This window comes from Taklimakanibacter lacteus (genome assembly GCA_003576695.1).
In the GTDB taxonomy this organism is placed as follows: domain Bacteria; phylum Pseudomonadota; class Alphaproteobacteria; order Rhizobiales; family Aestuariivirgaceae; genus Taklimakanibacter; species Taklimakanibacter lacteus.
Genome location: QOZQ01000005.1, coordinates 66,679 through 79,542, shown reverse-complemented (window position 1 = coordinate 79,542; position 12,864 = coordinate 66,679). Strand labels below are relative to the sequence as shown.

General features: G+C 63.2%; 16 protein-coding genes. 7 read left to right on the top strand and 9 right to left on the bottom strand.

Features of this window, described 5'->3' with window-relative positions; translation table 11 throughout:
- Positions 1-25: 25 nt before the first annotated feature.
- Both DT068_RS10955 and DT068_RS10950 read right to left on the bottom strand, forming a co-directional pair.
- The gene (locus DT068_RS10955) at positions 26-1,414 is read right to left on the bottom strand and encodes an aminotransferase class III-fold pyridoxal phosphate-dependent enzyme (protein ID WP_119389880.1); all 1,389 of its coding nucleotides are present in this window, start codon (positions 1,412-1,414) and stop codon (positions 26-28) included.
- 6 nt (positions 1,415-1,420) lie between these two features.
- The gene (locus DT068_RS10950) at positions 1,421-1,879 is read right to left on the bottom strand and encodes a nuclear transport factor 2 family protein (protein ID WP_162914137.1); all 459 of its coding nucleotides are present in this window, start codon (positions 1,877-1,879) and stop codon (positions 1,421-1,423) included.
- Positions 1,880-1,964: 85 nt separating this feature from the next.
- On the opposite strand from DT068_RS10950, the gene relB reads away from it, so the two are divergent.
- From relB to DT068_RS10930, 4 genes are read left to right on the top strand one after another with little or no spacing between them, the layout of a single operon-like run.
- A complete protein-coding gene (gene relB / locus DT068_RS10945; protein ID WP_119389878.1) occupies positions 1,965-2,264 on the top strand; it encodes a type II toxin-antitoxin system RelB family antitoxin in 300 nt (99 codons plus the stop codon).
- Positions 2,261-2,422, top strand: a complete 162-nt coding sequence (locus tag DT068_RS10940; protein ID WP_368904648.1) for a hypothetical protein — start codon at positions 2,261-2,263, stop codon at positions 2,420-2,422. The genes relB and DT068_RS10940 overlap by 4 nt, the downstream gene beginning before the upstream one ends.
- A gap of 51 nt (positions 2,423-2,473) precedes the next feature.
- The gene (locus DT068_RS10935; protein WP_119389877.1) at positions 2,474-2,815 is read left to right on the top strand and encodes a type II toxin-antitoxin system TacA family antitoxin; all 342 of its coding nucleotides are present in this window, start codon (positions 2,474-2,476) and stop codon (positions 2,813-2,815) included.
- 3 nt (positions 2,816-2,818) lie between these two features.
- Positions 2,819-3,334, top strand: a complete 516-nt coding sequence (locus DT068_RS10930; protein WP_119389876.1) for a GNAT family N-acetyltransferase — start codon at positions 2,819-2,821, stop codon at positions 3,332-3,334.
- A 531-nt stretch (positions 3,335-3,865) separates the two neighbouring features.
- On the opposite strand, the gene DT068_RS10920 is transcribed toward DT068_RS10930, so the two are convergent.
- From DT068_RS10920 to DT068_RS10895, 6 genes are all read right to left on the bottom strand, one after another.
- Positions 3,866-4,450 (bottom strand): imm11 family protein, encoded by a 585-nt coding sequence (locus DT068_RS10920; RefSeq protein WP_162914136.1) that lies wholly within the window; start codon positions 4,448-4,450, stop codon positions 3,866-3,868.
- Between the two features lie 221 nt (positions 4,451-4,671).
- Entirely contained in the window at positions 4,672-5,760 is a 1,089-nt protein-coding gene (locus DT068_RS10915) for an ABC transporter ATP-binding protein (protein ID WP_119389874.1), read from the bottom strand.
- A 275-nt stretch (positions 5,761-6,035) separates the two neighbouring features.
- Complete coding sequence (locus tag DT068_RS10910) at positions 6,036-7,178, bottom strand: extracellular solute-binding protein (RefSeq protein ID WP_119389873.1); 1,143 nt, start codon at positions 7,176-7,178, stop codon at positions 6,036-6,038.
- Positions 7,179-7,201: 23 nt separating this feature from the next.
- A complete protein-coding gene (locus DT068_RS10905; protein ID WP_368904645.1) occupies positions 7,202-8,023 on the bottom strand; it encodes an ABC transporter permease in 822 nt (273 codons plus the stop codon).
- Positions 8,020-8,880, bottom strand: a complete 861-nt coding sequence (locus DT068_RS10900; protein ID WP_119389872.1) for an ABC transporter permease — start codon at positions 8,878-8,880, stop codon at positions 8,020-8,022. The genes DT068_RS10905 and DT068_RS10900 overlap by 4 nt, the downstream gene beginning before the upstream one ends.
- Before the next feature lie 342 nt (positions 8,881-9,222).
- Positions 9,223-10,239 (bottom strand): polyprenyl synthetase family protein, encoded by a 1,017-nt coding sequence (locus tag DT068_RS10895; protein ID WP_119389871.1) that lies wholly within the window; start codon positions 10,237-10,239, stop codon positions 9,223-9,225.
- A gap of 114 nt (positions 10,240-10,353) precedes the next feature.
- Between DT068_RS10895 and DT068_RS10890 the strand changes: the two genes are divergently transcribed.
- On the top strand, positions 10,354-10,560 hold the full coding sequence (locus DT068_RS10890) for a putative signal transducing protein (protein WP_119389870.1): 207 nt from the start codon (positions 10,354-10,356) through the stop codon (positions 10,558-10,560).
- Between the two features lie 119 nt (positions 10,561-10,679).
- Entirely contained in the window at positions 10,680-11,492 is an 813-nt protein-coding gene (locus tag DT068_RS10885; protein WP_119389869.1) for a tRNA1(Val) (adenine(37)-N6)-methyltransferase, read from the top strand.
- Between the two features lie 39 nt (positions 11,493-11,531).
- On the opposite strand, the gene DT068_RS10880 is transcribed toward DT068_RS10885, so the two are convergent.
- Positions 11,532-11,810 (bottom strand): hypothetical protein, encoded by a 279-nt coding sequence (locus tag DT068_RS10880; protein ID WP_119389868.1) that lies wholly within the window; start codon positions 11,808-11,810, stop codon positions 11,532-11,534.
- A gap of 195 nt (positions 11,811-12,005) precedes the next feature.
- Between DT068_RS10880 and DT068_RS10875 the strand changes: the two genes are divergently transcribed.
- Entirely contained in the window at positions 12,006-12,845 is an 840-nt protein-coding gene (locus tag DT068_RS10875; protein ID WP_119389867.1) for a S49 family peptidase, read from the top strand.
- The last annotated feature ends 19 nt before the right edge of the window (positions 12,846-12,864 follow it).

Genomic DNA, 12,864 nt, shown 5'->3' with positions numbered 1-12,864 from the left:
ACCTACTGCAAAGAAATCAGCTTTTTTAAATATCGACGCGATCGCGCCAACACGACTCCGCCGACACTTTTAAAACAACCCATCCTCTCGAACCAGCGCCAGCGACTCCTCGAACACCTCGATCATCTGGTCGACGACCGCAGCCGTATGGGCGGCTGAGAGATAATAGCGATTGCCGCCCGAAATCAGAACGCCCCGGTTGAGGGCGTGCATCAGGAAGGCCTGGCGCGCCTGCTCGAGGGGCTTTTCGTCGATGTCGAAGCTCGACGCGACCCGCCCGCTCTGGAAGTAGATGTGGAACATCGAGCCGATATTGCCCATCTGCACCGCCATGTTGTTTCGCGCGGCAAACTCGTTGAACTTCGCCGTCAGGCGGTCGCCCTGCGCCGCCATGCCGGCATAGATCTCCGGATGCTCCTTGTAACAGGTGACGGCAGCCGTGCCGGCCGCCATGGTCAGCGGATTTGCCGGTGAAGGTGCCGCCGGTGAACACGCCCTGCTCGCCCGTCCTGGGCAGGAACATGCGCATGAAATCCTCGCGCCCCGCAATGACGCCGATCGGCAGGCCGCCGCCGCAGGCCTTGCCGAGCGTGGCGAGATCGGGCGTGATGCCGAAATATTCCTGGCCGCCGCCATAGGCCAGGCGGAAGCCGGTGACCATCTCATCCAGGCAGAAGAGCACATTGCAGTCGCGGCACACCTGCTGAAGCTCCAGGAGCCAGTCGCGCACGTCCCGTTGCGGGTTCGAATGCTGCACCGGCTCGATGATGACCATCGCCAGCTCGTCCTTGTTCTCACGGATGATGTCGAAGGCGCACCTGTTGCGATAGGGCAGCGCAACCGTGAGATCGCGAATGGCCTTGGGCACCCCGGTGCTGATCTCGACGCCCGCCGGCCGGTCGCGCGAGGAGACGTTGGTGGGCGCCACCATGCAATAATCATGCATGCCGTGCCAGTAGCCGTCGAATATGCCGATCTTCTCCTTCCCCGTGAAAGCGCGGGCGGCGCGCATCGCATAGGAGGTGGCCTCGGAGCCCGAATTGCAGAACAGGATGCGCTCGGCGCAAGGGACGGCGTCCTGCAGAAGCCGCGCCAAAGGCAGCTGCTCCTGCGAATGAATGCCGAAATGCCAGCCGCTCCCTGAGATCCGCGCCATGGAAGCGGCGATGTCGGGGTGGCGGTGGCCCAGCACGCAGACGCCGAAGCCCATGCAGGTGTCGATATAGGTGTTGCCGTCGATATCGGTGAGGGTGGCCCCTTCGCCGGATGCGATATAGATCGGATGCGGCAGATGGAGATTGGCGCGCATGCCGGAGAACAGGATGCTCTCCCGGTCGCCCGTCATGGCCTGGCACTTCCTCGTCTTGGCCAGCATCTCATTCGTGGCCTGCTCGAAGCGCGATGGTCCGGTCATGATGCGTCAGCCCAGCTGGGCAAAATTGGCATGGGCCGAGATCAGCCAGCTTTCGCCTTCGCGGCGGAACACCGACAGGCGCGGCGAGACGCCTTTGACCTCCTTGCCCTCGATCACCTGGTCGGTCTCGATCAGATAGCGGATGACCATGATATCGGCCGTGCCGGTGGCGACGATGCCGCTGAATTTGGGACGGACATTCTGCCGGGGCAGCGATTTCAGGTAGCTTGCCTTGTCATGGCCGACGCCGTTTGAGCGCAAGGTCTGGTATTCCGGCGCCAGGACCTTGTCGATCAGGGCCGGATCGCCGGTGACCAGCGCATCCACCCAGGGATCGAGCGCCTGCAGGGCCTCTTCCGGCGAGATCTCAACCGTCGCGCCCGCCTGTGCCGCGGACGCGGCCAAGGTGGAGAGGCCCATCAAAGCGACAATCGAAAAATCCCGGCGTGTGGGTGAAGGGTGCATAGCCTCGCGTCTCCCGGCTCTGGATGATTGATTGCACATGTATCTCAAATGAGATACATTCATGCAAGCAAATAAGGAACCCTCAATGGCTCAAACTTCGATGCTCCATGTGCGCGTGGATGACAAGCTGAAGACGGCCGCGGCCGAAAAGCTCGCCGATGTCGGGCTGACAGTCTCGGATGCCGTGCGCATCCTGCTGACCCGCATAGCCAAGGAAGGCGGCTTGCCGGCCGGCCTGACGGCAGACCCGGAAGCCTATGACGCCTGGTTCCGCGCCAAGGTGCAGGAAGCGCTCGACGACACGCGGCCGCCGGTGCCGCATCGCAAGGTCATGGACGAGGCGCAGGCGCTGATCGACAGGAAGCGGGCGAAGGAGGCGAAATGAGCCGCAAGCGCAAATTTATTCCGGTCGAAGAGGCTTTCACCGAATGGCGGAAAGACCCTGAATATGTCGCCGCGTATGACGCGCTCGAGGAGGAGTTCGCGATGGCCTCCGCGTTGATCCGTACGCGGCGAAGCCAAAAGCCTGGTGCAGAGAGATAGTCCGCCGCTCGGCGTATTGACACTGTAGATACAAGCGCCCATATTCGGGCCATGACCAAAGCTAGCCTCACCCCTTCAGAAGCCTCCCGTTCCGCCACTGTCGCCGTCGCGGAACGCGTTTCGGCGTCTGATGCGAAGGGCAGTATCAATCTGCGGATCGAGACCGGCACACGCCAGCTCATCGACGATGCGGCGGCGGTTCTTGGCAAGACGCGCACTGAGTTCATGATCGATAGCGCCCGGCGGCAGGCGGTCGATGTGCTGCTCGACCAGCGCCTGTTCGTGCTCGATCCGGCGCGCTACGACGCCTTCATGCAGGCGCTCGACAATCCGCCCGCACCTGGACCAAAACTCAGGTCGCTGCTGCGCCGGACGCCGGTATGGCAGAAATAGACGGTGCCCCGGACCATACAGGATCGCGGCCTGTCGGCTCCCGTTCCCCTGACGGCGGAGCATGACCTGTCCGGGTTCGACTGCGGCGAGCCCGCGCTGAACGACTGGCTGCGACATCGGGCCTTGCGGAATGAAAGCCGTTTCTCGCGCAGCTATGTCGTGTGCGAAGACAATCGGGTCATCGCGTATTTCTGCATCTCGGCAGGCGCGGTGCAGCGCAGCGCCGCACCGGGCAAGGTGCGGCGCAACGCACCCGACACGATTCCCGTTTCGGTGATCGGGCGGCTTGCCGTCAGCCGCGAGCATGCCGGCAAAGGCCTGGGCGCAGACATGCTTTCGGACGCGTTGCGTCGGATCGCCGTGGCGTCGCAGAGCATCGGTATCGGGGCTGTTCTGGTACAGGCAAAGGACGACGCAGCCAGACGCTTCTATCTGCGTTGCGCGGAGTTCATCGAATATCCCGAGGACAGCCGAACCCTGTTCCTCCCGATAGAAACCGTGGTCGAGGCCTTCGGCTAGCCAGGCCTTCTGTCCGAAGATTACAGCCTTATCCTCATTCCACAGCGCTCCACCGGTGCCTTTATCGAGGGCACTTCAAGGATCCCCCCGATCGCTCGGACTTCGATGCTTCATGTGCGCGTGGATGACAAGCGGAAGGCGGCCGCGGCCGAAAAGCTCGCCGATGTCGGGGTGATAGAAAAGGAAAGTGGAATGAGGGACAAAGGGCACAGAAATCTGAAGCGACAGGTCGTGCGCACAGGGCAATCGGGAGTCCGCGGCGGGCCGGCATGCCAGGAATGTGTGGCCGGCGGATTTCACCTATTCAGGGTGGAATTCACCATGGCCGGACCCTGGACTTAGGCACTGCAGTCCGTTGGTGCTTGGCCGCAACATGACATTGGGATTGAATATTCCCGGCGCACCGAACACGACCCCCACGGCAGTGAACCAGGCGCCCTTGAGAGCCCTGAGCCCCCCGCCCAGGGCTTTCATGTTTCCGGGGTCCAACTGCGCGGGCGCCACCACAACACCGAAATCGGCGCCGCCGCCTCATCGATCCAGATACTCAATGCGCAGATCACCGTCTGCGACGGCTTCATCCGACCAGAGCAAATCGAAGGCCAGGTTGCGCAGGCCCAGCTCGCCGAAACGCCGCACGACCGTCTCGCTCAGATAGATGGCGGAGGCGCGGCCGGGGAGCTTGAAGATCCCGGTATTCCCGATGACGTCCGGCTTGAACACATGGCGTTCTATCGCCAGGATTTCGCCGTCCGAGAAGCGGGCAATGGCGGAGCGTTCCTCATCGAGCGCCGCGATGATCGTCGTGGCGTTGAACAGGGAAACCGGCTCTTCGCAGTCGACGGACAGCAGCTCGCCATATGCTTCAAGCAAGGGCAACAGCGACGGCACCACCCGATCGCGCAAGACGAGGATGGTGTGAAGGCACCACGGACAGTCGGAATGAAGCCGCTTCGTGCCGTCCTCCTCCTCGCGGATGAAGGTCATCCTCGGCGTCCGCCATCCAGGCCCGACAGGCCCGGACAGGGCGTAAAGCATCTCCCAGTCGTCGGGACCGGCATCCTGCAGCGTGGTCCATTCAACGCCCGCCAGCACCGCTGGAGTGTAAATTCTCATTCAGGGCTCCCGCAGATCGCTATCTTGATCAGCCGGCCAATATGGCTGGGCAGCTGGCGGGTCCGAAGGTGGCATCGAGCTCCGGCTATTGTCGAGGGCGATTCTCGGCTTACGCAAAGTACTGCAAAAACTAGGCTGATGAAGCGTGAGCAGCGCCGCCCGGTTGATTCTATTCAGGGGGTCCCGGCTTTCGCCGGGATGACGATGCGGAGGGGGCGCGCTCACGCCAGCCGCCGATCATCCTCCCCCAGCAGCACACAATCCCCCGGCGAAAAGCTCACATCCACCGCGTCTCCCTCGCGAAACACATGGGTATCGATGATCGTATTGGCTTGCAGCTTCAGGCCCTCGGCCTCGATGATGTAGATGGCGGTGCCGCCGAGATAGGAGGTGGCGGCGATCCGGCCTTGCAGCCTGTTGCTTCCGGCCGCCGCTTTCTTGCCGACCTCGAGACGTTGCGCGCGGACCACGACCGTGACCTTGCTGCCCTTTTTGGCGGAAGCGGGCGCCGCGGCGTCGATGCTGGCGCCGCTGTCGAGGGTGATCTTCGCCTTGCCCCTGGTATTCGACGCGATGGTGCCGGCGATGAGGTTGGACTGGCCGAGGAAGCTCGCCACGAATCTCGAAGACGGCGTGCGATAGACCTCTTCCGGCGTGCCGTTCTGCTCGATGAGGCCGTGATTCATGACGACGATGCGGTCGGACATGGCCAGCGCCTCTTCCTGGTCATGGGTCACGAAAATGGTGGTGATGCCGACCTCGCGCTGGATGATCTTGAGCTCGGTGCGCATCTCTTCGCGCAAATTGGCATCGAGCGCCGACAGGGGCTCATCGAGGAGCAGCACATCGGGCTCGATCACGATGGCCCGCGCCAGCGCGATGCGCTGCTGCTGGCCGCCCGAAAGCTGCGAGGGCAGTTTCTTCTCGACGCCCGGCAGGCGCACCATGTCGAGGGCGCGCTTCACTTTCCGCGCGATCTCAAGTCTAGGCACGTCGCGGTATTTGAGGCCGAAGGCGATGTTGTCCTCGACGGTCTTGTGCGGGAAGAGCGCATAGTTCTGGAAGACGAGGCCGATATTGCGCTTGTAGATGGGCACGTCGTTGATGAGGCGGCCGGCGACGACGATCTCGCCCGAGGTCGGGGTCACGAGACCGGCGATCGAGCGCAGGATGGTGGTCTTGCCGCAGCCAGACGGGCCGAGGAGGGTGACGAAGCTGCCTTTCTCGATGGCGAGATCGACATCCTTCACGGCGACGAAGGGCCCGTAAGTGAGAGTGACGGATTTGAGGTCTACGGCGGTGGTGGTCATGAGGTGGTAACAGGCGAGAGGCTTCGAGACGCACGCCAATACTCCCTCCACCGCGCGCAGCGCGGGGAGGGTGGCGCGCGGAACGCGCGACGGGTGGGGTATCTCCACGAGGAAAATCCCTCAGCTAAGGCTTTATGCACGCTGTTGAGGCTTGTCATTGAGCACTTTTCCGGCGGAAAGACCCCACCCGTCCGCCCTGCGGGCGGCCACCCTCCCCGCGCTGCGCGCGGCGGAGGGAAGTTCATCCGCAGAGGGAGAGGGGATATTGCTTCAGCTCACGCACCCTTGGAGATGCGGTCCCACTGCTTCTGCCATTCGGCGTCGTGCTCGGCCCAGTAGATGGGATCGCCGAAGGTGAGCGCCGTCATCGTGCCGGTGGGATCGAAGGCCGGCAGTTTGGCGATGGCGTCGGTGAGCTTGACCTTGGTGGGATCGAGCGAGGGCGGGTATTTCTGTCCCTCGGCCACGGCGATCGAGGTTTCCGTGTCGAGCATGAAGTTGATCAGCTCCTCGCATTCGGCCATGGGCGAGCCCTTCAGCACCAGCATGTCCTCCATCCAGGCATAGCTGCCCTTGGGGTCGAGATAGCCGATCGGATGGCCCTGCTCCTGAAGCGCGGCGACGCGGCCCGACCAGGCGTCGGTGACCACGATCTCCTCCTTCGACAGGAGATCCATGAGCTCGGCACCCGAGCCCCAGTACTTCTTCACCATGTCGCGGCTTTCGCGGATCTTCGCCCACACCGCCTCGATGTCCTTGATGTCGTTGGGGCTCTGGCCGGTCTGCAGCGCCGCGTACCACACACGGGTGTTCTTGTCCGAGAAGCCGCCGATCTTGCCGGCATATTTCTTGTCGACGAGGAGCTGGGCGCCCTTCTCCTTCGCCTCCTCGGGCGAGATCACCTTGGTGTTGTAGGCGATGCCGGTGGTGCCATAGTCGTAAGGGATGGCCGAGAGCTTGGGGGTCAGCTTGCGGAACGGCTCGATCATCGCCGTCATGACATTGGCCATGTTCGGGATATTGGCCTCGTTGATCTCCGACACCCAGCCGCCATCGACATATTTCTTGTAATATTCGACGCCCGAGGAATGGATGATCTGGAAATCGCCCGGATTGGAGGTCTTCACCTTGGTGATGACCTCGTTCTCATCGCCGAAGGTACCCTGCACCACCTTGAGGCCGGTCTTCTTGGTATAGGGCTGGAAGGCGAATTTATCGATCGCCTCCTGCACCACGCCGCCCCAGCCGTCGAAGCGCACTTCGGTGACGGCCGCGAGAGCGGGGCCGCTCCAGCGGGTCATGACGCCGGTGGAGGCCGCGGCCGCGGCCGCCAGGCCTAAGAAGGTGCGGCGGTCCATGCCGCCATTGCGGTAGCGCTCGGTGAGCCGCTCGAGCCTCTTCGTCTGTGTCAGCTTCATTTCAGTTTCTCCCTGGTTGTTGGTTATTGGCGATTTCCGAACAGAATGCGCCCAATCAGGCCGCCTGCCAAGGGGAGGCCGACGGTGATGAGGATCATCAGCGTGCCGAGCGCATTGATCTCCGGGCTGATCGAGATTTTCAGCATGGCGAGGATCTGGGTCGGCATGGTCTCGACGCCGGGCGGGCGCCAGAACAGGCTCGCCGTGATGTTGTCGAAGGAAATGGTGAAGACGAGGAGGATGGCGGCGACGATGGCCGGCATCAGGAGCGGCAGCGTCACCTCCCTGAAGGTGCTGAAGCGGCTGGCGCCCAGCGAGAGGGCGGCTTCCTCATAGACGCGCTTGATGCCGATGAGCCGCGCCTGGACGACGAGCACCACGAAGGGCAGCGCCAGCATGATATGGCCGAGGACGAGGAGCAGGTAGCTCCTGGGCTGGTGCGCCCATTTCATGAGGAGCAGGAGGCCGACGCCCAGGATGGTCTCCGGCACCAGAGCCGGCATGATGACCATCGTGTTCATCAGCTGCTTGCCGCGGAATTCATAGCGGGTCAGCGCCATGGCGGCCATCACGCCGATGACCGTGCAGACGATGGCGGTGAGGATGGCGATCCAGATCGAGGTCTTGAACGCGCGCAGTACCGCCTCGTTCTGGAACAGCTTGCCGTACCATTGCAAGGAGAGGCCCGTCATCGGGAAGCCGCCGAACATCGAGGCGTTGAAGGATAAGATCACGGTAACGATGATGGGCGCGAACATGAAGACATAGACCGCGATGGTGAGGAGCTTCACCGCGCGCCAGCCCCACACGCCCGAGGCGTCCTCGGCCTGCCGCACCTTCATCATCGGCTCAATCCCTTGAAGATGGTGGAAAGGCCCATATAGCGGCTGTAGATCGCCGACACGATGCCGAGCAGCACGAAGAGCACGATCGAGAGCGTCGAGCCCATCGGCCAGTTGAGCTGCTGCATGATCGTGTCATAGATCAGGTTGCCGAACAGCGCATCGCGGTTGCCGCCGAGGATCTGCGGCGTCACATAGCTGCCGGCCGCCAGCACGAAGCACAGAAGCAGCCCGGCGCAGAGGCCGGGCAGCGAGAGGGGCAGCGTCACTTCGCGGAAGGCTTGCGCGCTGGTGCAGCCCAGCGTGCGCGCCGCCGAGAGCAGGTCGCGGTCGATGCCCTCGAGGCTCACATAGACATTGAGGATCATATAGGGCAGCAGGAAATGGATCATGCCCATGATGACGGCGCCCTCGGTATAGAGCATCTGGATCGGGCTATCGATGATGCCGATCGACATCAGGGTCACGTTGATGGCGCCCTGCTCGCCCAGGATATGGATCCAGGAAAAGGTGCGGATGGTGAAGGAGATCCAGAAGGGCACGATCAGCAGGAGCAGCAGCAGCCATTTGTGCCGGAAGGACGTCATCCAGATGAAATAGGCCGGCACATAGCCCATGAGCGCGCAGGCGATGGCCGTGATGGCGGCGACCCGCGCCGTCTTCCACAGGAACAGGTGATAGTAGCTGTCGGTGAAGAATTCACGCCAGTTGGCAGCTGTGTAGTTCGCCTGCTCGACGCCGGCGGTGATGAACTCATAGAAGGTGTAGATCATCATGATGATGATCGGCAGCACCAGGAGAATGACGAGCAGGATGAGGGCCGGCGCCAGCAGATACCAGGCAAAGCGGGTCTGCTGCATCTCTATGAACCGTCATTCCGGAGGAAGTGACGAACGCCACCATAGTTCGTCACCCCGGCGAAAGTGACGAACACTTTATTCGTCATCCCGGCGAAAGCCGGGACCCCCTGAATGGGATCAAACGGTCGGCGCTGAAAGAATATACGGGATCCCGGTTCGAACATTGCTGGCGAGCCTAGCCGGATCGGGGGGCAGGTGCAATTCCATCAGCGCTGCCCGCTCTGCACGAATTTAATGGGTCCCGGCTTTCGCCGGGATGACGGACTATGGGGTCCGTCACTTTCGCCGGGATGACGGATTATAATGTCCGTCACTTTCGCCGGGATGACGTTCCTACCCAAATCAAAAAGCGCGCGCCACGCAGAAATCGACGGCCTCGGCCAGCGCCGCCCGGTGAGCGCTGTCGGGGAAGATGGCCAGCGCGTCGCGGGCGATGTCGCCATAGTGGCGCGCGCGCTCCACCGTGTCGGCGACGGCGTTGTGGCGCTCCACCAGCTTCTGGGCATAGACCAGATCATCCGCCGTCTGATTGCCGTCTTCCAGCGTGCGCTTCCAGAAGTTGCGTTCTTCCTGCGAGCCGCGGCGATAGGAGAGGACGACAGGCAGCGTGATCTTGCCTTCCCGGAAATCATCGCCGACGCTTTTCCCCATGAGCGCCTGCTTGCCGGAATAATCGAGCGCGTCATCGACGAGCTGGAAGGCGATGCCGAGATTGCGGCCATAGGATTCAAGCGCCGCCTGCTCGCCTTTGGGGCGACCGGCGACGACCGCACCCACCTCGGCCGCGGCCGAGAACAGGGCCGCCGTCTTGGCCACGATCACCTGCATATAGGCGTCCTCGGTGGTGGACGTGTCATGCGAGGCGGAAAGCTGCAGCACCTCGCCCTCGGCGATCACGGCCGCGGCATTGGCGAGGATGCGCAGGGCTTCGAGCGATCCGGTCTCGACCATCATCTTGAAGGCCTGGCCGAGAAGATAGTCGCCGACCAGCACGCTCGCCTGGTTGCCCCAGATGAGGCGGGCGGTCTTCTTGCCGCGCCTGAGGTCGCTTTCATCGACGACATCGTCATGGAGAAGGGTGGCGGTGTGCATGAACTCGACCGCGGTGGCGAGCTTGACATGGGCCTCGCCTTTGGCGGCGCACATGCGGGCGGTGGCGACGGTGAGCATCGGGCGGATGCGCTTGCCGCCGGAATTGATCAGGTGCCCGGCGAGCTCCGGGATGAGCTCGACATGGGAGGCGGCCCTGGCCAGGATGGCTTCATTCACCTTGACCATGTCGGCCGCTGTCAGCGCGATCAGGGGATCGAGGCTCGGCTGCTTCTGATCGCTGCCTTCGAAGGGAATGACGACACCCAAGAGATTGCACCTTCTCGATTATGCTACTGTCCCGACAATAGGGGGCGGCACCGCCCATGAGCAAGCGTGACCGGTTGACGCTAGAATAAGGGCTGGAGGAGGCAGGCAGGACCCATGAAAGAGGTGCTGAGAACCAATGACCTGGTGCTGCTCTCCTATGCCACCCATGTCCTGGCCGAGGCCGGGATCGAGGCGGTCGTCTTCGATAGTCATATGAGCGCCGTCGAGGGCTCGATCGGGGCCTTTCCGCGCCGCCTGATGGTCCAAGACGATGATATTGCGAAAGCTTTACGGGAGCTGGAGCGCCAGGCGATCCGCTAGACGGCCCGGCGCTCCAGCTCATTGTTATTACGCATCGAATTGTCCGAAACCGCTGCGCAGTTTCGGTTCGATGCTTTTGGGTAACGCCGCGATAACCTCGACTCTGTAGATATAGCGCCATGCAGGAACCCCAACCCCCCGACCAGACCGCGCCGCCCCCGGCACCGGGCACCATCCCGCCGAGCCTCACCGAGGACGGCTTCCTCGATGGCCGCCTGCGCATCCTGCAGCCGGAAAAGGGTTATCGGGCCGGCATCGATGCGGTTTTTCTCGCCGCCAGCATCCCCTGTGCCGCGGGCGACAAGGTCTTCGAGGCCGGGATGGGGACAGGCGTCGCCGCCCTTTGCCTCGCTTGGCGCGTGCCCGGCATCCAGATCACCGGCATCGAGGTCGCCGCCCGCTATGCGATGCTGGCCGAGGAGAATGCGAGGCGCAATGACTGCGGGGCGGGCATCAAGGTGATCCATGCCGATGTCAAGGACACGCTGCGCCGCGATGTCGCCCATCTGCCGGCCGCCGGCTCCTTCGCCCATGCCTTCGCCAACCCGCCCTATTTCGAAGAGGGCAAGTCGACGCCGTCTCCGGTGACACTGAAGGCGGGCGCCCATAATTTTTCGCCTGAGGACCTCGATCTGTGGATCAAGGCCATGCATGGGCTGCTCGAGCCGCGCGGCACCGCCACGCTGGTCTATCGCGCCGAGGCGCTACCCAAGATCCTCGCCACCTTCGAAGGCCGCTTCGGCGACATCACCGTGGCGCCTTTGTTTCCGCGCGACGGCCTCGCCGCCACCCGCATCATCGTCCAGGGCATCAAAGGATCGCGGGCACCCGTCCAGCTGCTGCCGGGCCTCGTGCTGCATGGCGATGACGGCAAGTTCACAGCGCAGGCCGAGGCCATCCTGCGCGAAGGCGCTGCCTGGCGGATGCGCTAAAACGTTCCGGAAAACCGGCATCCACTTTCCGGATCATGCTTAGCGCTCGTCCCTGCCGCGTTTCGATGCGCCGAGCGCCATCGCCGCGATCAGATGGGGATTGCATGAAGCGAGGGGCTTCGGCGGATTGTCGGTCCTGATGATCCTGACGCCGATATCGTCCAGGATTTCCGGGCCGAGCGCTTCCAGGGCCTCCAGCTCCATCCTTTCGGCGCGCTCCGCCCGCCAGGCCCTGAAGCTGGCGATCACGGCCGACCAGATGCGGCCCAGCAAGGTGAGGCCGGCCGGACGAATGAGGGTACGCTGCTCGACAGTCATGGAAGCTCTCCTGGTGTTCACGCCCCCATGCACGCACCGAAATAGGATGGACGGAGAGTAGTGTCCCGTGGCGCCCGGCGCAGTGCGGAAACTCACAACCGCGCGCGATGGGCCTAGCGCTGGCGGGCCCGGCGATCGCCGGGACATCATGCGCGCGAGCTTGCCGGGGGGCCTTGCGATGCCTATTTGTGCCCCATGCCCAATCTCCTCCAGCGCCTGATCCCGCGCCGCTGGCGCAAGAAAACACCGCTCGTCCATGTCGTGCGCCTGCAGGGCGCCATTGGCGTCGGCACGCCCTTCAAGCCGCCGCTGACCATGGAAGGCCTCGCCGAAACGCTCGAGCGTGCTTTCGCCCGCAAGGGTGTCTCGGCCGTAGCCCTCATCGTCAATTCCCCGGGGGGTGCGGCGGTGCAGTCGGCGCTCATCCATGCCCGCATCCGCGCCTTGAGCGAGGAAAAGAAGATCCCGGTCTTCACCTTCTGCGAGGATGTGGCGGCCTCGGGCGGCTATTGGCTCGCTTGCGCCGGCGATGAGATCTATGCCGATTCAAGCTCGATCGTTGGCTCGATCGGCGTCATCGCGGCGGGTTTCGGCTTTGTCGAGGCGATCAAGAAGCTGGGCGTCGAGCGGCGCGTCCACACGGCGGGCGAGAGCAAGTCCATTCTCGACCCGTTCCAGCCCGAGAAGCCGGAAGATGTCGAGCGGCTCAAGAGCCTGCAGCGCGACGTTCACGAGGACTTCAAGGCGTTGGTCCGATCGCGCCGCAACGGGAAGTTGCGGGGCGACGAGGCGGAGCTGTTCTCGGGCGCCTTCTGGTCCGGCCGCCAGGCGCTGGCGCTTGGCCTGATCGACGGCATCGGCCATATGCGCGACGTTTTGCGGGCTCGTTTCGGCGAGAAGACCGAGTTCAGGCTGATTGCCAAGCCGCAAGGCTGGGGCTTGCGCCGGCTGGGTTTCGGCAGCACGCTGGACCCTGTCTCGGGCCTCATTGATGCCATGGAAATACGTGCATTATGGGGGCGTTTCGGGTTATGATCTCTGTGACTAAGACTGG